General features: G+C 60.7%; 17 protein-coding genes (1 of these 17 only partly in view). 1 reads left to right on the top strand and 16 read right to left on the bottom strand.

The annotated features are described in order from the left end of the window. Positions 1-206: 206 nt before the first annotated feature. From OKW98_RS21360 to OKW98_RS21285, 16 genes are all read right to left on the bottom strand, one after another. On the bottom strand, positions 207-1,289 hold the full coding sequence (locus OKW98_RS21360; RefSeq protein WP_265386545.1) for a polysaccharide biosynthesis/export family protein: 1,083 nt from the start codon (positions 1,287-1,289) through the stop codon (positions 207-209). Positions 1,290-1,460: 171 nt separating this feature from the next. Further along, complete coding sequence (locus tag OKW98_RS21355; protein WP_265386544.1) at positions 1,461-2,873, bottom strand: undecaprenyl-phosphate glucose phosphotransferase; 1,413 nt, start codon at positions 2,871-2,873, stop codon at positions 1,461-1,463. A gap of 13 nt (positions 2,874-2,886) precedes the next feature. After that, positions 2,887-4,110: a glycosyltransferase family 4 protein gene (locus OKW98_RS21350; protein ID WP_265386543.1), complete on the bottom strand. Its 1,224-nt coding sequence runs from the start codon at positions 4,108-4,110 to the stop codon at positions 2,887-2,889. A gap of 95 nt (positions 4,111-4,205) precedes the next feature. After that, positions 4,206-5,246 (bottom strand): acyltransferase family protein, encoded by a 1,041-nt coding sequence (locus OKW98_RS21345; RefSeq protein WP_265386542.1) that lies wholly within the window; start codon positions 5,244-5,246, stop codon positions 4,206-4,208. A gap of 9 nt (positions 5,247-5,255) precedes the next feature. Then, entirely contained in the window at positions 5,256-6,374 is a 1,119-nt protein-coding gene (locus OKW98_RS21340) for a glycosyltransferase family 4 protein (protein WP_265386541.1), read from the bottom strand. A 127-nt stretch (positions 6,375-6,501) separates the two neighbouring features. Next, on the bottom strand, positions 6,502-7,824 hold the full coding sequence (locus OKW98_RS21335) for a hypothetical protein (RefSeq protein ID WP_265386540.1): 1,323 nt from the start codon (positions 7,822-7,824) through the stop codon (positions 6,502-6,504). A 116-nt stretch (positions 7,825-7,940) separates the two neighbouring features. Next, positions 7,941-9,194 carry a glycosyltransferase family 4 protein gene (locus tag OKW98_RS21330; protein WP_265386539.1) on the bottom strand — a complete coding sequence of 418 codons (1,254 nt, stop codon included), beginning with the start codon at positions 9,192-9,194 and terminating at the stop codon, positions 7,941-7,943. Beyond that, a complete protein-coding gene (locus tag OKW98_RS21325) occupies positions 9,191-10,192 on the bottom strand; it encodes a glycosyltransferase (RefSeq protein WP_265386538.1) in 1,002 nt (333 codons plus the stop codon). Before OKW98_RS21325 ends, OKW98_RS21330 begins: the two co-directional genes overlap by 4 nt. A gap of 106 nt (positions 10,193-10,298) precedes the next feature. After that, positions 10,299-10,823, bottom strand: coding sequence for a transcription/translation regulatory transformer protein RfaH (gene rfaH / locus OKW98_RS21320; RefSeq protein ID WP_265386537.1), 525 nt, complete (start codon positions 10,821-10,823; stop codon positions 10,299-10,301). Positions 10,824-10,828: 5 nt separating this feature from the next. Then, entirely contained in the window at positions 10,829-11,629 is an 801-nt protein-coding gene (locus OKW98_RS21315) for a WbqC family protein (protein ID WP_265386536.1), read from the bottom strand. A gap of 27 nt (positions 11,630-11,656) precedes the next feature. Then, entirely contained in the window at positions 11,657-13,873 is a 2,217-nt protein-coding gene (locus OKW98_RS21310) for a polysaccharide biosynthesis tyrosine autokinase (protein ID WP_265386535.1), read from the bottom strand. Further along, on the bottom strand, positions 13,874-14,326 hold the full coding sequence (locus OKW98_RS21305) for a low molecular weight protein-tyrosine-phosphatase (RefSeq protein ID WP_265386534.1): 453 nt from the start codon (positions 14,324-14,326) through the stop codon (positions 13,874-13,876). Further along, complete coding sequence (locus tag OKW98_RS21300; protein ID WP_265386533.1) at positions 14,316-15,245, bottom strand: glycosyltransferase family 2 protein; 930 nt, start codon at positions 15,243-15,245, stop codon at positions 14,316-14,318. The genes OKW98_RS21305 and OKW98_RS21300 overlap by 11 nt, the downstream gene beginning before the upstream one ends. Before the next feature lie 17 nt (positions 15,246-15,262). Next, the gene (locus OKW98_RS21295) at positions 15,263-16,777 is read right to left on the bottom strand and encodes a lipopolysaccharide biosynthesis protein (protein WP_265386532.1); all 1,515 of its coding nucleotides are present in this window, start codon (positions 16,775-16,777) and stop codon (positions 15,263-15,265) included. 42 nt (positions 16,778-16,819) lie between these two features. Next, positions 16,820-17,941, bottom strand: coding sequence for a DegT/DnrJ/EryC1/StrS family aminotransferase (locus tag OKW98_RS21290; RefSeq protein WP_265386531.1), 1,122 nt, complete (start codon positions 17,939-17,941; stop codon positions 16,820-16,822). Positions 17,942-18,042: 101 nt separating this feature from the next. Further along, positions 18,043-18,828, bottom strand: a complete 786-nt coding sequence (locus OKW98_RS21285; protein WP_265386530.1) for a hypothetical protein — start codon at positions 18,826-18,828, stop codon at positions 18,043-18,045. A gap of 910 nt (positions 18,829-19,738) precedes the next feature. Here OKW98_RS21285 and OKW98_RS21280 point away from each other — a divergent pair. Then, on the top strand, positions 19,739-20,499 hold the 5' portion of the coding sequence (locus OKW98_RS21280) for an aminopeptidase P family protein (protein ID WP_265386529.1). 1,048 nt of this gene lie beyond the right edge of the window; only the first 761 of its 1,809 coding nucleotides appear in the window; the start codon lies at positions 19,739-19,741; its stop codon lies beyond the right edge, outside the window.

Here is a 20,499-nt window from a genome sequence, read left to right as displayed (position 1 = left end):
CCCCGTGAATCCAGCGAATACGCATCGCTGCAACTCCCCGGCTGTTGATTCACACCCACCCATCTGTTGATTCACTGTTGCCCCGGCAACACTTCCACGTACCAAATCCCGCGCAAAAAAAATCCCCGCAGTCGGACCACTGCGGGGATTCCTCTGTTGCTCTGCTGTCAGCTTGAAGCTTCAGACTTGTCGCTTGAAGCTGGCACTCAATTCTTGAACATCGCACCCGTCTGGATGATGTTGTTCGACCCCAGCAACTGGCTCACGTAACGGCTCCAGCGGGTGATGTTGGCCGGGCCGACAAACACCACGTCCTGGGCCGCCAGTTCAAAGCCTTTCGCCAGCGCATAACTGGTCGGCTTCTTCGCGGACAGGTGATACACCGTCGCGCCGTGGGTGGCGTCCTGTGCACGAATCACATACACCGCATCGCCATCGGCTGCGTCAGGGCTCAAGCCGCCAGAGGTGCCGAGCGCTTCCAGCAAGGTCACGCTGGTGGTGCTGAACGAGATCACTTGTGGGCGCTGAACTTCGCCCAGCACGTAGATCTTGTTCTTCGAGTTGCTGTTGAGGTGCAGGTAGTCGCCGTCTTTCAGGAATATCTTGCTGATCTGCGAATCCTTGCGGTTCAGCGAGTCCACGTCGATCACGTAATCCTTGCCGTCGCGACGCAGGGTCAGGCCGGCAAGGTTGGCGTCGGTGGAATCAAGACCGGCCTGGCTGATGGCCTGAACCAGGCTCAGCGGAATGTTGGTGATCGGTTGCGGGCCAGCCGATTTGAAGGCACCCGAGAGCAGGACGCGCTGGCTGTTGTAACGCAGCACTTTGACGTCGACTTTCACTTCGGTGTACTGCGGCGCCAGACCCATGCGCAGTTGGTCGCGGATCTGCGAAACGGTCTTGCCGGCGGCCTGGATACGGCCCACGTACGGGAAGAACACGGTGCCGTCGTTCAGCACTTCACGGCTGTTGGCGTCCAGTTGTTCCTGGGAGCCGGGCGCGGTCAGTTCAGGGTGTTCGAAAACGGTCACCAGCAAGGCGTCGCCCGGGCCGACGATGTATTCAGGCGTCTTGTAATTCAGCAGTTCCGGGGGCAGCGGTTTGGCCGCTGCGTCCGCCGTCTTCTGCTGCTGCGCCAGGGTGGCGGGGGTAATGTTGATCAGCGTGACCTGGGGACCGTCTGGGTCTTTTTCGGTGACATCGCTGTAAGACATGTACTGACCGGGGGCGAATGCGCAGCCTTGCAACACCAGACTGGAAAGCAGCACGACCGCTAACGTTACTTTCATATGAATGTTCCTTCTCATCCTACTAATAGGTGCGTACTGGCACCGCAGTGATTTCTTTGCATCCCTTACTTACACCGAACATCGGATCACATTCGTTCATGCACCCGGGCACCTCCCGCCAAGCTTACTAGCCCTTGGCCATTATTATTATTGTTGTTGGCAGATTTTCTTTTAGAAAGCGTTCTTGTTGACGAAGCCTTTGAAGAGCGTCAGCAGGATGATTTTCAGGTCCAGCCAGACCGACCAGTGCTCGATGTACTGCAGGTCGAATTCAACGCGTTTCTGCATCTTGTCCAGCGTGTCGGTTTCGCCGCGCCAGCCGTTGATCTGTGCCCAACCGGTGATGCCCGGCTTGACCTTGTGCCGCAGCATGTAGCCCGACACCTGCTTGCGGTACTGCTCGTTGTGCGCCACGGCGTGGGGGCGCGGGCCGACGATGGACATCTCGCCGCGCAGCACGTTGAAGAACTGCGGCAGCTCGTCCAGCGAGGTACGCCGCAGGAACGCGCCCAGTGGCGTGATGCGGCTGTCGTTGCGCGTGGCCTGGGTGACCACGTTGCCGTTTTCCTGCACGCTCATGCTGCGGAATTTCCAGACCATGATTGACCGTCCGTCCAGGCCGTATCGGCGTTGACGGAACAGCACCGGGCCGGGGGAGGTAAGCTTGATCGCCATGGCGATCAGCATGAGTGGCAGGGCGATCATCGTCAGGATGATGCTCGACAGCACGATGTCTTCAAGCCGCTTGACCACGCTCCAGGCGCCGTCCATGGGCGAGTCGAAAATGCTGATGCTCGGCAGGCCATTGATGCTTTCGCTGCGGGCGTGCAGCAGCTCGAACATGAATACGTCCGGGATCACGTAGACCGACGCAGTGGTGTCGCTCAAGCCTTTGATCAGTGCCTGCAAACGTTCTTGTGCGCCGAGTTCGAGGGTGATGTACACCTTGTCGATCTTGCCATTGCGGGCGTCCTGGATCAGTTCATCCAGATCGCCCAGCACCGGAATGCGTCGGCCGATGCGCGCCAGGTCGATCTGTTGCGGCGCTTCGTCATAGAAGCCCAACAGGTTCAGGCCCATCCACGGCGCGCGCTCGATCGACATGGCCAGGCGTTCGCCGCAATGACCGGTACCGACAATCGCCACGCGCCGGGTGTTGAAACCCTGGGCGCGCAAGGTGTGCAGCACGCTACGAATCGCCAGACGGTAGCCACACAACGCCAGCAGTACGATGGCAAACCAGGCCATCTGGCTGTCGTCCGCCAGGTCGTCGGGCTGCAGCAGCAGGTAGTCGACGAACAGCAACAGCACGAACGCCAGGCCCCAGTAATTGGCGACCTTGAGCAGCTCGCGCACGATGCGCTCGCCACGCCACGAGCCGTACAGCTGGTGGTATTCGGCGAGCCAGTGAAAGGACACCGCCGCCAGCAGAATCTGCATCCAGGCTTCGCTGCTCATCGGCGTGCCGGTGAGCAGGTTGACGCCATAACCTCCGACCGCAATGACCGCCAGATCGAGCAGCCGGTGAGCGACGGACAGCGACGATGAATGGGCATGCAGGATGCCCCTTAATGGAGTGCGCATAGGCTGGGCTCGCTCAGACGGATTTGATCGGAACAACGCGGGCGGAGAGGTCGCTGCTGACCAGCGTCGGCGCGATCTGGATCGGCCGGGTGGGCGCAGGCTGGCGGCTTTGACGGGCAGCAGTCAGGCGGGTCTCGACGAACTGGCGCATTTCCAGTTCGAAGCGGGCTTCGCTGAAGCGCTCGGCGTTGGTCCGGCAAGCTTGCGCGGTGATGCGTGAACCGTTGATCTCGAACGTCTCGATGGCGGCCATCAGCGACGCCACGCTCTGCTCCGGGTAGAGCACGCCGGTCGGCTGCGGATGATCCAGACCGCAGACCGTTTCCACCACGCCACCCTTGGCAAACGCGATGACCGGCGTGCCGCAGGCCTGGGCTTCCACCGGGCTGATGCCGAAATCTTCCTCGGCGGCAAACACGAACGCCTTGGCGTTGCTCATGTGTTCCTGCAACACCGCAAACGGCTGATAACCCAGCAGCGTGACGTTCGGCGCGTGGGCGGCAGCGGCCTTGGCCTTTTCCATTTCCGGACCGTCGCCGATCACCACCAGGCGCTTGTTCGGCATCGCCGCGAAGGCTTCGATGATCATCGGCATGCGCTTGTACGGGACCATGCGCGAGGCGGTGAAGTAGTAATCCTGCTTCTGTTCCTGCAGCGCGAAACCGCGGGTGTCCACCGGCGGGTAGATCACCGTGGATTCGCGACGATAGGCCTTGGTGATGCGCGCGCCAATGAAGTGCGAGTTGGCGATGAAGTCATCGACACCGGCGGCAGTGCGCTGATCCCACATGCGCATGTAGTGCAGGATCATCCGCGCCACTTTGCCTTTCAGGCCGCTGCTCAGGTTCGCCTCTTTGAGGTACTGATGCTGCAGGTCCCAGGCGTAGCGGATCGGCGAGTGCACGTAGCTGATGTGCAACTGGTCCGGCCCGCACAACACGCCTTTGGCCACCGCGTGGCTGCTGCTGATGATCAGGTCGTAACCGGACAGGTCCAGTTGCTCGATGGCCATCGGCATCAGCGGCAGGTAGCGCTGGTACTTGGTCTTGGCCTTGGGCAGGCGCTGGATGAACGTGGTTTTCGCGACTTTGCCGCCCAACTGGGCGCGGTCCTGGTCGCTAAGGAAATCGATGACGGAGAACAGATCCGCCTCGGGCCAGATGTTGATCAGCGATGCCAAAACCCTTTCGGCACCGGCGTACGTCACCAACCAGTCGTGGACGATTGCAATTTTCATTGGAATTCTCTGCATTAACGGCTGAGGGACGCCCGGCACGTCGAGCGAAGCTCGCGAGGGCGATTCCATGCCTTTCCATGTGCGCAGGCGCTAAATCAGACGCTCACAGGCTGCGTCTTGGCGTTGCGGTTATTGAGGCGTTTTCCGAGCTGGATGAAAGGGTGTTCGATGCAGCGAAAGCACAGATGGGCGGCGCAGAGGGTCAGCACTGTCGCGACCAGCGCCACCAGCAGGGCCGGTGCGTCGGTGCCGCGCAGCAGGAATGCGCTGAGCATGCCCATCGACGGGTGCAGCAGGTACAGCGTGTAACTCACTGCGCCCAGCCAGACCAGCGCCGGGTGATTCAGACGCACACTGCGGGTCAGCAGCACGAAGCTGACAATGGCCACGGCGTAGGTGAAGCAGTAACGCCCCCAGGTTTCGCCGGTGCCCATGTCTTCGCTGTAGGCCATGATCAGCGTCGGCGGCAACAGCACGGTGAAGGCAACAAACAGCATTTTCAGGTTCTGCGTCAGCGCCGCGCTGTGTTCAGCCAGCAACCACTGGCGCCACACCGAGCCGAAGAACATCAGCGACAACGCCAGGGGCAGCGCCACCGGCAGTTTGTGTTCGGTCAGCGCGCGGGCAATGCCCAACGCCAGCGCAGCGAGCAGAAACACCAGCGAACAGCGCGCCCGGTACGCCAGGTCGTAGAGCTTGCCGGCGATGAACAACCCCAGGCACAGACCGTAGAACACCAGTTCAATGAACAGCGTCCAGTACAGGCCGATCACGTCGTTGAAGCCCAGTGCCGTCTGCACCATCGTCAGGTTGGCGACGATCTGCGGCCAGGGCGGCAGCGGCGCGCCGGTCAACTGAAGCATCAGCACAAACAGCACCAGTGACAGCCAGTAGGCCGGGTACAGGCGCATGAAGCGCGAGATCAGAAAGCGGCGGGCGCCGTCGGGCACCGGCTTGAGGCTGTAGGGAATCACTACGCCGCTGATCATGAAAAACCACAGCACCCCTAACTTGCCGGGGTCGATCAGGTAATCCAGCACCCAGTCGTGACCGATGACCGGTTCGTACAAATGGGTGAAGACCACCATCAAGGCGGCGATGCCGCGCAATGCGTCGAGATAGGCAAGGCGTTTCATTGCAGTGCCTCAGTTGCTGGACGATTCGCGACCCAGGGCATCGCTGCCCTGGCTGCTGCGTCGGTCTCTGGCCGGACTCAGTAGCGCGTCGATGCGTTGGGACACCTGTCGTGCCGACTCTTCCCAGGAAAACCGCGTGACGTTGTTCAGCCCGCGTCGGCGCAGGGACAGGCGCAGCGGCATGTCGGTCAGAATGCGTCCCATGGCGGCGGCCATGTGGTCAATGTCCAGCGGGTCGAAATACAGCGCGCTGGCCTGCAGCACTTCAGGAATCGACGCCGCGTTTGCTGCCAGCACCGGGCAACCACACGCCTGAGCTTCCAGGGGCGGAATGCCGAAGCCTTCATACAGCGACGGAAACACAAAGGCGGTTGCGCCCTGGTACTGGCTGATCAGTTCCTCATCGCTCAGGCGCCCCAGAAAGCGGATGCGCGGGTCACGACTGGCCAGGCGTTGCAGGTTGTCGTCGCTGAAGATCCCGCTGGCGCCACCGACGATGCGCAGCTGCAGATCATCGTGGCCGCGCAGCAGCAGGAACGCCTGAATCATCCGGCTGAAATTCTTGTGTGCACTGGGCGAAGACACCGCCAGCAGGTAGTCCTGTTGCTCTTTGAGCGGCGGGCCCGGTTGGAACGCACCGCTGACGGCATTGGGCACCACGAAGATTTTCTTCTCCGGGAATTTGTAAAACTGCGAGATTTCGCCCTTGGAGAAGGCGCTCACCGTCAGCAGCGATTTGATCCGCGACAGCATGATCGGCGTCATGGTCCGGTAGAGCAGGCGGAACGTGCGCGTGTAGCTTTCCGGGTGACGCACATAGGTGACGTCGTGGTGGGTGGCGATCTGATTGCCGTACAACAGCGGCGCGGTGCTGCACAGGGAAATCAGCAGCGGGTTGCCCTGACGGCGCAGGTACAGCGGCAGGTCCAGTTGTTCCCACAGGTGGCCGCTGTGGCTGCCAATGCATTGCACATCCAGGGCCTTGGCGCTCTCGTGCATCTGAATACCATGGGGGGCAACAAACACGACGTCTTCGCGCAGTTGCTTGAGGGCCAGGCAGATCTGTTCGGCGAAGCGTTGAACACCACGCAATTCCTGGGTCAGAAAACGTGCATTGATCACAATCATTGGGGTCGACCTGTAGAAGAGATAAAGGGGTCGTGCGCAGAGCCGTCAGCGCCCTGAGTGAAAGAGGGCGTCAGCACCCTGAATGAAGGGGCGCTCGAAAGGCGGGCCGGAATAAAAAAGGCAGAACTCAGGGCAAGGCAAAGAGTGCCGGGCGTGTGCCCAGGCTTATTATTTTCGGGAAGTCATCAATCGGCACTTGCGCCGAGCAACGCCCGTCGTTGCAGTTCCACGGGATACCGCTGTCGACCAGCCCGTGTTGCGGCTGGCGGGTGTCGATGTATTGCACGTTGCCGCCCAGCACGCTGCTGGCGTCGACCTTGATCGATCGCGGCAGCCCGGCGGTCCAGGCGACCATGATCTGTTCCGAACCCTTGGCGAACCGCAGCAGGTATTGCGAGTCGATTTCGCGACTCTTTTCAGCGTCGTAACGAAACTGATGCAGCGTCGGGCTGATGGCCTTCAGCGTCAGGTACGCCTGCTTGATGCTCAGGTCCTGATGGAGCAGACCGAAGTTCTGCTCCGGGTCAGTGCCGTCGGGACCGTCGTTGAGCAGGCCGTTCCACCACATGCCCTTGATGTTGGGCATCGTCTGCGCCAGGAAGAAACTGCGCGCCAGGAACGCCGCCTGAATCTTCTCATCACCGCCGCAGCGCCCTTCGTTACTGGGCCAGCCCATTTCGGTGAGGTACAGCGGCACCGGGCCTTTGTTGTGGTTCTTGTCCTTCAAGTCCTCGCTGATCCGCCGCAGCCAGGCAATCCAGTTTTCCGGGGTGTTGCGCTCATCCGAACGACAATACACATACGGATGAAGCGACAGCCCGTCGACATGGTTGAGCACCCCCGACTCCACCAGCCGGTCGGCAAACCCCAGGTCCATGCCCTGGCTGGTCACGGCGCCGGCCAGAATCACCATCGGCCGCTGATTGGCGCGAATGCGCTGGGCGGTTTGTTCGATGAGCAGGCTGTAGTCCTTGGCGAACCCTGGGTCGACCGGGTTTTCCTTGTCCCACTCGTTCCAGATCTCGTAGAAGTCGACGCTGTCGGTGAGCTGACGGGTGACGAAGCTGGCGTAGTTGCCGAAAGCGTCGCGCATCGAGGGTTTTCGGGGTTTGGCGTAGTTCTCGTAAAACGGGTTGCCGTAGCCCAGCACCAACAGCGGCCGCAGGCTGTGCTCCTGTGCTGTGCTCAGGAATGACTGCCACGAAGGCTCGATCTTCAACAACCCTCGTCGGGGCTCGGCGCTGGACCAGTAGGCGTCGTCGCGCACCGAGTCGACCCCCGCCGCTTTCAGCAGCTGCAACGCGCGGGCGGAGGTGCCGGGTTTGTTCATCAAGTGCGTGTCGACGCCGATGATGAACGCTTCGTCAGCCCGCGTGATGCAACTGATCAACAAGCCCAGCAACAGGACCGCCGAGGGTCGTCGTAGCCGGGACAGGTAAGGGATGGGCATGGCTTGTCTCAATGAAGAGGCACGGTCCGGAGCGCTTGCTCAGGTAGGTCTCGGGCCGTCGGCGGTAATCCCGGCATGACGAAGGTGCATGCCGGTGTGTTCAAAACGGGTGCAGCTCAAACCGGGTGCGGCAGGGCATGCCGGTTGCGCTGGGCGACGTCGTCCAGCAGCGTCTGGGCAAAAATGCTTTGGTAACTGTCGAGCATCAACGCAAGGTTCAGTAACGACGCCACGCTGACCCGCGCCTGACCGCTCAGACGCGCGAGTAATTCCGGGTTCTGATGCAAGCGCAACATCGCCTGGCCCAGTGAGTCGGGATCCTGCGGGTCGCACAGCAAGCCGTTGAGCGGGTCCTGAATGATCTCCGGCAAACCGCCCATGCGGCTGGCAATCACAGGCACCGAGTGGGCGCAGGCCTCGACCGCGACCATGCCGAACGGCTCGTTCCACAGCGACGGCACCACGGCGACGTCGATCTGGAGGTAGAACTCTTCAGGCTTCTGATACCCGACGAAGCTGATCCTCGACGAAGTCGCCAGCGCCTTGAACGTGGCTTCGTCATCATTCTGGCCACGGCCTGCGATCTGCAGCGTGGCGTCGAAAGGCAGTCGCTGAAATTGCTCGATCAGCCAGGCCACGCCTTTCTGATGGGACAGCGTGCCCATGTAGCCGAAGCGCAACGGCGCTTTTTTTGCCACCAGGTCCGCTTGCCGCCTTTGATGGGGCGAGGCGGTCGGCGGCGTGAACGGGCTGGCGTTGTGCACGACGTACGGGCTGGCGGCGCTGAAATAACCGCGCAGCTGCAGCTTTTCAAGGATGAAGCGGCTAACCCCGACCACCGCCGCGACCTGCGCCGAGCGCGCGTCGTGGCCCCTGCGAAAGGTCTGGCAACTGCCGCATTGCTGCTGGCAGCACTGGCCGCGCTTGAACATGTTGCCGCTCGGGCACATCAGGTACATGTCATGCAGCACCTGCACGATCGGCAACCCTGTGGCGGTGATCTCGTCCCAGACCGAAACCGACCAGCCGGCCAGGTTGTGGCAGACCACCAGCTGCGGCTGCTCGTTGCCGATGACCTGTTTCACGTAGCGGCGCATTGCGCCGTTGTAGCGGTCGCGCAGGTGCCAGCCCAGGCGCGCCAGACGGCCAGGCCGTTGCGTACCGAAATGCCAGTAGAAGTTACGCAGGCCGGCGCGGTAGACCTTGACGCCGTTCACCGCTTCAACGCTCAGGCCCGCGTCTGGACCGGTCACCAGCACGCTGACTTCACAGCCGCGCTGCTGCAGGCCTTCGACCGTCCGCTGAAGAATGATTTCCGCGCCGCCTCCAATGTGAGGGGCATACAGGCTGCTGATGAACAGTATTTTCATAGTGGATACGACTGATTCAGACCCAGGACCCCGGACTCGCCGTCGCGGATGGCTTGCTCGATCAGGCCAAGGCGCTCCTCGGCACCGCGTCGCTTGGCGATCAGCCGCAGCAGGCGGAAGAACACCCAGCGGTTGAGGCCGTACAGCAGCGACGAATTGGCCCAGATGTTTTTGTCGAACCAGGCCTGGTTGCGCGCGCCGTAGTAGGCGCGCAAGTCCGAGCCGCCCAGCAGGAAGCTCTCGTAGATGTTGTTGGTGCGCGCCTTGATGTTCCACGAGTTTTCCAGGTCATCGAGCAACGCATCCGGCACCAGGAAGATCCGGCCGCCACCGGCGGTGATACGAAAGGTGTATTCGCTGTCATCGGCGTAAAGCATCAAGGCGTCCAGTGGCAGACCGATGCGGCGATACAGATTGCGGTGGGCGAGCAGGCCGCCATACGTGGCGAACGGCAACTGCACCAGCGGCAGTTTGCTGTGCGGGCTTTGCGGCGCCCCCCACGGCAGTCGGCGCCAGATCTTGTACGGCAGTTGCGCGATGTGGAAACCGAAGAAGCTCGAGCGGCGTTGAATGGCGAAGCGGTTCGGTACGCCAGCGGCGATGTCCGCCTGATGGGTCGGACGAAAGCCCAGCACGGCGGCCTTGTCTTCGCCGTCGACGCGCTTACGTTCTTCAAGCACCTGATGCAGGGTGGCGATGGCGTTGATGGTCGGCGCGTTGTCGTCGTCCATCAGCCAGATGTGCTCGGCGCCGGCGTCCAGTGCGGCCTGAATCCCCACCGAGTAACCCCGCGCGGAACCGGTGTTCTCGTGCATGTAGATCACGCTGACCTGATTCGGCCAGGTGCTGCGCAGGGTGTCCAGCGGCGCGGTGGACGCGTTGCTGACGATGATCACGCGATCGATCAGCGGGCTCTCCAGCGAGCGGCTGACCAGCGTGTGCAGGTAGTTGAAACGATCACCATAGGTGAGCGTCACCAGCGTGGTTTTCTGGGTCATGGCGAGTTCCGGGCGAAGGGGGGTCAAGAGGCTGAAAGCATCAGCCCCGTGGGAATCAGGATGTGTGGGTCAGGGGTGTAAGAAGTTGAAGGGCAGTAAGGCTCGGTTAAGCCTGCGCTTGCATCCGCGACAGGCTGCTGACCGGCAGGGTGATCTTTTGCTCGCGCTGCAGCAGGTTGAGCAGAATCACCGCGCGTTCATCACCGTCGGCGGCGAGGAAGATTGCTTCGACGTCGTTGAAGCCCTCGGCCGTGATTCGCACCGTTTCACCTTCTTGAAAGGCGACCCTGGCCGGCGGCGCCAACAGACGCTGACGGATCTGTTCGATCAGCTCATCCTGCACCGGAACCGGCAGGCCGCCGAAGGTGACGATGCGCGCCACGCCTCGGGTCGAGCGGATCGGGTACCAGTTGTCGCTGGCCTGGTCCATGTGGATGAACAGGTAGCCGGGGAACAGCTCTTCTTCGGCCGGCGCCCGTGAGCCGCGTTTTTTCTCGCCGTGCTTGACCGGGCGGTAACACTCGAACTGCTGACGTTGCAGGTGCTCTGCCGCACGTGCTTCCTGGCGGGGTTTGGTCTGGATGAGATACCAGCGCGCGGAGCCACAGGCGCGATTGACGACTTCAGACATACACTTCACTCCACTGCGATCCGGTGCGACCCGGTCAGGACAACGTCAGGTTTTTGCGCCAGCCCGTGCATCATGCCCGGCCCCGCGCAGGGTGGATTTTTGTCCAGCCCGTATTCGGTCAACATCTGCTGCACCTGCTCGACGCAGTTGAACATCAGCACATCGATGATCGACAGGTTGGCGACAGAAGGTTGCCGAAACTGCCGATACACCAACGGGTTCATCCGGAAGAACCGCACCAGCAAGCCGTTGCGGGCGAAGTGATCACGGTCGTATATAACCGATCCGCCTTCCGGGGTGATGAACGTGGTGGCTTCAAACGTGTGAGCGATGCGGATAATGCGCTCCTGCTTGTCCGCAGCGCTACCCAAAATCAGGTCCGAGCTGCGCAGGATCGGCGTCACGATGTGTAGATAAGCACACATTTCACGAATGGCGTGTTCGGCATACAGCGCAATGTTCTGCTGCGGGAAACGGATCAGCCGCTCCACCAGCGGCATGACCTGCGCGAAGTAGGGCGCCTCTCGATAACTCTCGGCGAGCAGGTCGATCAGCCGTGGCGCTTCATCGCTGAAGTGGTCACACAGTTGGCGCTGATTGATCTGCAACTGAAAACGGTCTTTTTTCAACGGGAAGCTGATCAGCTTCGCTTCGCCGTTGTGCAGGATGCGGTTGCGATTGACCCAGCCAGAGCGCACATAGTGCAGATCGTCTCCCAGGACGAAGACGTCTGCGGCAGCAATGAGCTGAAAGTAACCCAGATAGGGGAACAGATAAGGCTGCATCACTGCAAGGGTCCTGGCCATGTGTTTCTCCTTGGGGTGCCTGTCGATTTACTTGCGGACCGTGGTGTAGTCGTAACCGTAGGCGGCGCAGTCGTAGTCGGCGGTCGACGCCTTGCGCAGGACACCGTTGAAGATCGCACCCTTGATCAGAATGCCGTTGTGGATCAGGCGGCGTTTGCACGCTTCGATTTCCTTGGCGGTGCTCAGGCCGAAGCGAGTCACCAGCAGGCAGGTGCCGGACTGGCGGCCGACCAGCGTGGCATCGGTCACGGCCAGAATCGGCGGGGTGTCGATGATCACCAAGTCGTACAGCGGCGACAGTTCGCTGATCATTCTGTTGAAGTTGTCGTGCATCAGCAGCTCGGACGGGTTCGGCGCCGCGTAACCGCAGGAGATGAAGTCCAGGTTGCGCACTTCGGTATGGTTGATCACTTCCTTGCTGCCCAGACGTGCGGCCAAGGTGTCCGACAAACCATGCTTGGGCGTCAGGTTGAACATCTTGTGCAGGTAGCCTTTGCGCATGTCGGCGTCGATCAGCAATACGCGTTTGCCGGTCTGCGCAATGATCACCGCCAGGTTGCTGGACACGAACGACTTGCCCACGCCCGGCGTCGGGCTGGAAATCATCAGGACATTGTTGCGGGCTTCGAGCATCGCGAAGTGCAGGCTGGTGCGCAGGCTGCGCAACGCTTCGATCGCCAGTTCCGTCGGCGCGCTGACGCTCAGCAGGCGCGGCTCCTTGTTCGCCGAACGGCTCTGCGCGGCTTTTTCCATGCGTTCCTGCAGGCGCGAATACGGCAGCGAGGCGTACACCGGCATGCCGAGATTTTCGATGACTTCCGGGTTGTCCACGCCGCGATAGAACGCCTGACGCACAAACACGGTGGCAACGGCCAGCAGCAGACCGATCAGGGCGGCGACCAGCACGATGATTTTGCGCATCGGCTTGACCGGCTCTTCGACGTTGACGTCAGCGTTGTCGATGATGCGTACGTTGCCGATGCTGCCGGCGCGCAGGATGTCCTGCTCCTGGCTCTTGTCCAGCAACAGGGTGTAGGTCTGCGAGGTCACCTGCATGTCACGGTTCAGGCGCAGCAGCTCTTGTTGCGTGGCCGGCAGGGCTTCGATCTTCTTCAGCAGCGCGGCTTTCTGGGATTCAACCTGGCCGATCTGCGTCATCAGGGCGCGGTAGGTCGGATGCTCTGGCGTGTACAGACGCTCGACGTCGACGCGCTTCATTTTCAGGTCCGACAGGGTGCCTTCCAGCTTGACCACCTGATCCAGAACCGACTTGGTTTCAACGCTCAGGTCAACCGACTTGGCGCCCATCTGGAAGTTGTTCAGCGCGATTTCGGACTGCTCCAGCTGCTTGCGCACCGCCGGCAATTGCGAACGCAGGAACTCCAGACGCTGGGCGGCTTCAGCCGAACTGCGCTCGACGTTCTGACGCACATACAGGCGGCTCACTTCGTTGAGGATGCGCTTGGCCAGGGCCGGGTCGGGGTCCTGAATCGACAGGTAGACGATCCCGGAGTCCTTGCCCGCTTCCATGATTTTCAGACGGTCCTGATAATCCAGCGCGGTGGTCAGGGTGCGTTGACGCGCCACGGCGAACTCGGTGCCCGGACGGGCATTGAGCGCAGCCACCTGGATCTTGATGCCGCTGCCTTCGACGGTCTGACCGACCGGGCCGCTGAGCAGTTTGTTGCGGTCTTCGTCATACAGGGTGAAGGTGCCAGGCTTGCCCGCCACCATGGTCATCTTTTCGCCCAGCAGTGCATCCGGCACCTCCAGTTGGAAGACGTCGATTTTCTCGCCGCCCCAGGCGTAGCTGCTCAGGCCGAACATCGGATCGGCCAGCGCGCCTTCACGCTCCGGCTTGAACCGACGCGCCATGTAGCTGCCCAGGCCCGGGATGTATTTGGGCTTCTGCACGATGTACAGCTTTAGGTCATCGACGACCTTGCCCAGCACCGCGCGGGATTTGATCAGCTCGATCTCGGTGGTCGCCTGGGAAACCGACAGCGGCTTGTTGGAGACTTCAGTGCGGCCCTCGATGCCGACTTTGCGCGGCTCGATCTGAATCATCGCGTTGGCCTGGAAGATCGGCGTCGCCAGAATGGCGTAGGTGACACCGAGCAGGAGGCAGATGCCGACAATCGACGCAATCAATCCTTTGTGATCGAAAAGTGTGCGCAAGATAGTCGCCAAATCGATCCGGGAGTCCTGGACCTCGTCCAGAGAAGTACGGTTCATAGCGGTCATTTATCTTGGATCTCCTGACTGAAGATAAGGAAGCCAGTCGTCGACACAACGCGAAAGTTGCTCGTAGGTCTGTTCAAAGGCTAGTTTCGGGCGCCGGTAGGGATCGGCGATTTCCAGCGCTTGTTGCCATTTGCCAATCAGAAACGTTTTGCCGCGTACCTCGGGGGCCAGCTTGAGGACGCTCTGGGTCTGACGATGCTCCATGACCAGAATCAGCTCTGCTTCATGGAGCATCTGCCGGTCGATCTGACGGCTTCGATGTTTGTGGGCGTTGACGCCGTTGACGTGCAGCACGGCTTGAGCCAGCGGGTCGATGGTGGAACTGAGCATGGCGTGGGTGCCGGCCGACGAGATCTGTATGCGCGCGTTCGGCACGCGTTGTCGGAACATGGCTTCGGCCATGGGGCTGCGACAGATATTGCCGACGCAGACCACCAGTACGTTACTGAACATGACCTTTGCTGAGGCTGGTGATCAGTCTCTTGCTGATGTTGCTGCCGAAGTTCTGCCCGACTGCCAGGAGCGTCTGCATCTTGCGTTTCGGGGTGATCGCCGACAGCGAGTACTCGACCAGCTCCATCAGGAAGTGCTCATAGAGCTCCTGATTACCGAGCCGGTTGTAGTAGTTGGCCAGGGCGCCCGAGGTCTGCAGCGCCATGTGCAGCTTGCGTTTGTTGGAGCGCATGGAAAACACGCCGCCCGGGTGCAACCGGTACATGGCCGGCTTGACCTCGCCCATGAATTTGCCCTTGCCATAGGCACCGAGCAGCGACCACCAGACCAGATCGTTGAGCGGCGCGGCGCGCAGCTCGGGCGGCAACGAATCGAACACGTTGCGGAACACCGTGGTCAGCGTCGACACCGGCCGCGCCTTCTGCAGCTCCAGCGCCGTGGCATCCTCGCGCAGCTTGCCTTGCAGCTGGATCGGGTATTGGCCGCTGATGTCGAAGGGGATCGCGTCGTGGTAGGTCAGCACGTAATCCGGGTTGTTCTCGAGAAAATCCACCTGGATCTGCAGCTTGCGCGGGTCAGTCCAGTAATCGTCGCCTTCGCAGTAGGCGATGTAGCGGCCCCGCGCTTCGCCGAACAGACGCGGCACCGGCGAGTTGTTCTGCGAGTACTGATTCGTCTCGTGATAGAAGGGGCGGATCAGCGTCGGGAAGCGTTTGGCGTAATCAGCAATGATGCGGGCGGTGCCGTCGGTGGAGGCATCGTCGTTCACCAGGATTTCGAAGGCGAACGTGGTTTGCTGCATCAGGAAGCCTTCCAGCGTCTGCGCGACGTAGGCTTCCTGGTTGTAGGCTGGACAGACGATGCTGACCAAGGGCGCGGCGGACGGCGAGGGGCTCGTCTTAATGCTAATAGCATCCATGGCTTGGGTACTCGGAGTTAAACACTGGGTTTACTGAACAGAACGGAAATCTTCATCACCAGCGGCTTGTAGCTGGCGGCCACAATCAGCAGCGTGAGCAGGCCGCTGACGGCCAGACCCAGGAAAATGCTGATGCGGCTTTCACTGGCGATCAGGCGCAGCAAGGGCTCGGTGATTGCCAGGCCCACGCCGGTCATGACGCTGATGCGGATGATGTCGCGCAGCCATTGACTGTGAATGCCCGGGGCCAGGCGCTGGTGCACGATGACCGGCCAGATGGCGAAGGACACCACCCGCAATACGAACCAGGCGATCGCCGCGCCATAAGCGCCATATCCGCGAATCGCCAGAAACATCACCGGCACCGTGATCAGCGTTGAGACCACGCTGTACCAGACATGCAGGTGTATCCGCCCGTAGGCGTATTGCAGGTAAAACTGGAACGTGCTGACCGCCATGATGGCGCTGCCCAGCGAGTACCACGGCAGAATCGTCCGGCTCCAGTCGGCGGCAGGGCGATCGCCCGACCAGGCAAACACCATCGCGTCGGCGTGCAGCGCGATCAGTGCCGCGAGGGGAAACAGGAACGTGCACACAAACCGGTTGGCCGCGAGATACAGCTGATGCATGTCATCCCGGCGCCCTTCGGCCATCAACACGGTGAGGCGCGGCAGTAATGTCTGCGCCAGAGGATTTGAGAGCATCATGATCCCGGTGGTGATCAGCGCCACCAGCGAGAAGTAACCGTATTCATTGAGTGGCAACAGCTCGGAGAGCAGCACCTTGTCGATCTGGGTCAGCACGATCCACAGCACCGCGGTGCCAGACATGCTCGCGGCGAACGGGATGATCGGCTTGACCAGATCCCAGTCAAAACCGGTCAGCGGCGACGGCGTCGGCATCTGCTGATAGGCCCGGGCCGCAAAGATCAACGCTTCGATCAAGCCCACCAGCGCCTGGAATTCGAAGAAGTGCACTGGGTCGTTGGAGATCGTGCTCACCAGCAGCAAACCGCCGAAGTAGCGCAGCGTGGCGATAATCACGTTGGCGATGTTCAGCCATGCGTGTTGTTCAAGGCCTTGGATTCCGCTTTTATAGAGCGTCGAAAACAAGCGCAGGGCGATCACGATGCCCATCAATCCGATGCACTGCACCAGCGTCTCGGTCGACAATTGCTGTGCATTGAGCCAGTGCACGGCAATCCATTCGCTGCCGGCGTACATCGCCACGCAGCAAAAACCTGCCAGCGGCAGGAAGATGATCTCGAACGAACGCAGCAGGCGACCGGTGTAGTGATCCAGTCCGTCGCTGCCTTGGCGGTGCGCCACCGCCCTGACCAGACTCGGCGACAACCCTGCGTCCAGCAACTGCAGCCAGGCCTGCAGCACCGAAAAGAACCCGATCAGTCCGTATGCCTCGGCGCCCATATGGCCAAGGTAGAACGGCATGATCAGGATCCCCACGAGCAGCGTGTAGGCCTGGCCTGCATAGCTCAACGCAGTGTTGCGTATGACTGAGCGCTTGGTTGACATCGAAAGTCCTTCCGGGCGAACACGGTGAATGGTGCGGTGGCATTACATGACCTGCGCGAGTAGCGGCACACGGTACGGCGAGTGAGCGGCGCTGGTTTCGGCGATCACCGTGTTGATCACGCGGTCCTGATCGTCGCGCAGTAAGCCCGGGTAAATCGGCAGACACATCACGCGCTCACTGAGGGAACGCGAGGCGGTTTGCGCGGCTTGCGGCTGCAAGTATTCAAGGGTGTCCAGGGACGGGTAGAAGTAGCGGCGCGGGTTGATCCCGTTAGTGTTCAGCGCAGAACGCACACGCAGCAGGTGTTGTTCGTCGCGCAGGGCGATCGGGTAATAGCTGTGGTTGAGCTGGCTGTTGTTTTCCGGCCGCTGCAGGTCGACGTAATCGCCCAGGCGGGTGGTGTAGCGGTCAGCGATTTCAGCGCGTTCCTGAAGAATGTTCTCGATGTCGTCGAGAATGCACAGGCCCATCGCGGCAGAGAATTCGTTGAGCTTGGCGTTGATGCCGATGCCGTCGATCTTGTCGACGTCGACGATGCCGAAGTTGCACAGCAGGTGAGCCCGGCGTGCCGTTTCGTCATCGTTGGTGATGATCGCGCCGCCTTCAATAGTGTGAAACAGCTTGGTCGCGTGGAAACTCAAGGTACTGATGTCGCCCCAGTTGAGCACTGATTGGCCGGCGTGACGCACGGCAAAGGCATGGGCGCCGTCGTAGACGACTTTCAGATTGCGCCGACGGGCAATTTCTTCGATGCGCTCAACGGCGCACGGGTTGCCGAACACATGGGTGCCGACAATGGCGGTGGTGTCGGAGACAATGCGGCTCTCGATGTGGTCCGGCGAGATGTTCCAGGTCTGCGCGTCGATGTCGGCGAAGATCGGGCGAATGCCTTCCCACTGCAACGAACTGCTGGTGGCCACGAAGCTGAACGGCGTGGTCACTGCGCTGCCGCTCAGGCCCAGCGCCCGATAGGCCACTTGCAGGGCGAGGGTGCCGTTGTTGGTGAGGATGACGTGCTTGACGCCCAGGTAATCTTTCAACCGTTGCTCGAGCTCGCACACCAGCGGTCCGTGGTTGGTCAGCCAGCCGCGTGCATAAATGCCCTCGACGTAGCCCTTGAACTTGTCGATATCGCCCAGGTAGGTCTTGGTGACGTTGATCATCGAATTCTCCATTTCAGATGCAAAGCTTTTAAAAGGCTTTCTGGGCAGTGATGCGGTGGCGCTGGTCTGACGCCGGGCTGTCAACGCCAGGTTCGAGCGAATCAGTTGGGGGTAGATGCTGGCGGCGGGTTGCCTGCCTTGTTGCTCATCCGCCGCGCGCGACCCTGATTGATTTTCAGGATCATCCGGGTGGCCAGGCTGCCTGCATGGGGGTCGCCGAAGTGGAAGAGCGCAGTGGCGCGCTTCACGTCAGGCCTGCAGGCCTGATTGGCGTGCAGGCTGCGATAACCCCAAAAGAAATAAACGCTGCCCGGCTCAAGGCGCAGCACATACGGCTTGAGCCAGTTGCGCTGCATGCCCTTGATGATCCAGCCACGGGTCATCTTGTTTTGCAGCAGGGCTTTCTCGATCACGTTGAACACCACCCATGAGCGCACCCGGCGGATGTTCGGAAACAGCATCAGGTCGCCGCGTCCTTCGCCTTCGCTGGGGATGAATACCGGGATCAGCGCGGTCACCAGGCTGGCGTCGTAATGGAAGCTGTTGGATTCGCGCTTGCCCTGATTGCCCTGCACGCAGCGCAGCACCGGAAAGATGCGGTCACTGGCGGCGTCGCGGCGGGCCGCATGCTTATAGAGGCGACCCAGCAGCGTCTTGAATCGCGGGTCAGACCAGTAGCTCGCCAGCAGGCTTTCGCTCAGTGCCGCTTCACCGTGGTAGGCAAAGTATTCGCCCTGGTGTTTCTGCGCCTGCTCGTCAGTCCAGGCCCGCAAGTGCTGCAGGTCCGTGTCAGGTACGGCCGCGTTCAGTTTTGCAAAGCCGTGGGTATCGATTTCGTCAGCCAGTCGCTGAACCAGCTGCTCATCCATGTCGAAAGATAAAGGCATTGCATCAGGCCCTCGTAGAGAGTGAGGAGTGCAGGGCAGGGCGTGAATTGCGCTTCAGGCACGCTACCGCCCGAATCTGCAGATCCTGCCGTTGTGCTAATAAGGCGTGCATTCAAACGATGGCTTCATTCAGCACTGGCTGACTAAAGCGTTGGGCAAAGCTACCGCCCCGCCGAGCACATTCAGCAATTCGAAAAAGCTTTCTTTGAACCAAAAACTGCCCACCGGCGCTGATTTCACACCGTTTAAAACGTTAAGTTCATGGGCAGTCGCAGGGTAATTAAGTCGGAATGCTTTCGGCGCACGGCTCTAAGGCCGCACTGCAAAAACGGGAAAACATTGGACATGCCTATATATCGACGGAGGCGGAGTTTCTGTCAAATTATTTCGCCATCATTCTGTTATTTTTTTGAAAAGCCTGACATCAAGGTCCGTAAAGCCTTGATTTTATTGATAGTCAATAAAGCATCACTGCCCCGTCATGGTGCGTGACGCTTTTTAGGCACTCGCGCAGAGCGCCTCTCTGCTAAACAAAAATGACCAGAAAGACGTTTTTCCAACGTCAGAACTTGGGCGCGTGCAGGGGGTAACAGTTTTATGGCGCTCGATTATTGCGCGGCTTATTCGAGCGTAGTTGTGCAGTGGGGTCACTCACCGACTGAGTTTGAATCGCGCAATTAAGCGATCACAGCAGTGTTGCAGTGTTAAAGATAGAACAGTGTTTGTTTATATATAAATCGACACGGATGAGTCGGTGATATACCCGAAGATTTCATCGGTACGCGATGCAGTTGCCTGAGCGCTTCATTGCCGCGCCTGAGGAGGATGCGGCGCTGCGGTTGCTCAGCCTTGATCGCTGCTCCATTATCCGGGTCTGCGATGCAAATAATTCGGGTCACCAGGAGATTCAATGAATACGCAGTCGAAAACCACAGGAGTGGCGATGCAACGCCTTGCGCAGGCGCGCGCCTTGATGAGCCGCGAAGGCATCGACGCCTGGCTGGTGCCGTCGGCCGACCCTCATCTCTCTGAATACCTGCCGGGTTACTGGCAAGGGCGGCAGTGGCTGTCCGGCTTCCACGGCTCCGTCGGCACCTTGATCATCACCCAGGACTTCGCTGGTCTTTGGGCTGACAGCCGTTATTGGGAGCAGGCGAGCAAGGAGCTGGCAGGCAGCGACATTGAACTGGTCAAGTTGCAACCGGGTCAGACCGGCCCACTGGAATGGCTCGCCGAGCAAGCCAGGACGGATTCTGTCGTTGCAGTGGATGGCGCGGTATTGGCGGTGGCGTCGTCGCGTACGCTGGCTGCCAATCTGTACGAAAAAGGCGCGCGGCTTCGTACCGACCTCGACCTGTTAACAGAGTTGTGGAGCAACCGGCCCGCGTTGCCGGACCAGGCTATCTATGAGCACGCGGCGCCCCACGCCACCGAGACCCGCCCTGACAAGCTGACTCGACTCCGCAAGGTGATGGCCGAGCGCGGCGCGGACTGGCATTTCCTCGCCACCCTGGATGACATCGCCTGGCTGTTTAACCTGCGTGGCGCCGATGTCTCCTACAACCCGGTGTTCATCTCCTTCGCCCTGATCGGCCCGAACAGCATCAACCTGTTTGTCGCGTCAGAGAAAGTCGACGCCGGGCTGCGCAGCACGCTGGAGCGAGACGGTAT

The organism is Pseudomonas sp. KU26590 (assembly GCF_026153515.1).
Classification (GTDB): domain Bacteria; phylum Pseudomonadota; class Gammaproteobacteria; order Pseudomonadales; family Pseudomonadaceae; genus Aquipseudomonas.
Note: the sequence above shows the minus strand (reverse complement) of the source record. Positions and strands in the feature narration are given on the sequence as shown.

Bases quoted from the DNA above. Each gene is read 5' to 3' on its own strand.
- OKW98_RS21300 (WP_265386533.1), bottom strand. From the start codon at position 15,245: ATGGATGCTATTAGCATTAAGACGAGCCCCTCGCCGTCCGCCGCGCCC.
- OKW98_RS21285 (WP_265386530.1), bottom strand. From the start codon at position 18,828: ATGCCTTTATCTTTCGACATGGATGAGCAGCTGGTTCAGCGACTGGCT.
- OKW98_RS21290 (WP_265386531.1), bottom strand. From the start codon at position 17,941: ATGATCAACGTCACCAAGACCTACCTGGGCGATATCGACAAGTTCAAG.
- OKW98_RS21345 (WP_265386542.1), bottom strand. From the start codon at position 5,246: ATGAAACGCCTTGCCTATCTCGACGCATTGCGCGGCATCGCCGCCTTG.
- OKW98_RS21350 (WP_265386543.1), bottom strand. From the start codon at position 4,110: ATGAAAATTGCAATCGTCCACGACTGGTTGGTGACGTACGCCGGTGCC.
- OKW98_RS21315 (WP_265386536.1), bottom strand. From the start codon at position 11,629: ATGGCCAGGACCCTTGCAGTGATGCAGCCTTATCTGTTCCCCTATCTG.
- OKW98_RS21310 (WP_265386535.1), bottom strand. From the start codon at position 13,873: ATGACCGCTATGAACCGTACTTCTCTGGACGAGGTCCAGGACTCCCGG.
- OKW98_RS21340 (WP_265386541.1), bottom strand. From the start codon at position 6,374: ATGATTGTGATCAATGCACGTTTTCTGACCCAGGAATTGCGTGGTGTT.
- OKW98_RS21330 (WP_265386539.1), bottom strand. From the start codon at position 9,194: ATGAAAATACTGTTCATCAGCAGCCTGTATGCCCCTCACATTGGAGGC.
- OKW98_RS21335 (WP_265386540.1), bottom strand. From the start codon at position 7,824: ATGCCCATCCCTTACCTGTCCCGGCTACGACGACCCTCGGCGGTCCTG.
- OKW98_RS21325 (WP_265386538.1), bottom strand. From the start codon at position 10,192: ATGACCCAGAAAACCACGCTGGTGACGCTCACCTATGGTGATCGTTTC.
- rfaH (WP_265386537.1), bottom strand. From the start codon at position 10,823: ATGTCTGAAGTCGTCAATCGCGCCTGTGGCTCCGCGCGCTGGTATCTC.
- OKW98_RS21295 (WP_265386532.1), bottom strand. From the start codon at position 16,777: ATGTCAACCAAGCGCTCAGTCATACGCAACACTGCGTTGAGCTATGCA.
- OKW98_RS21360 (WP_265386545.1), bottom strand. From the start codon at position 1,289: ATGAAAGTAACGTTAGCGGTCGTGCTGCTTTCCAGTCTGGTGTTGCAA.
- OKW98_RS21305 (WP_265386534.1), bottom strand. From the start codon at position 14,326: ATGTTCAGTAACGTACTGGTGGTCTGCGTCGGCAATATCTGTCGCAGC.
- OKW98_RS21355 (WP_265386544.1), bottom strand. From the start codon at position 2,873: ATGCGCACTCCATTAAGGGGCATCCTGCATGCCCATTCATCGTCGCTG.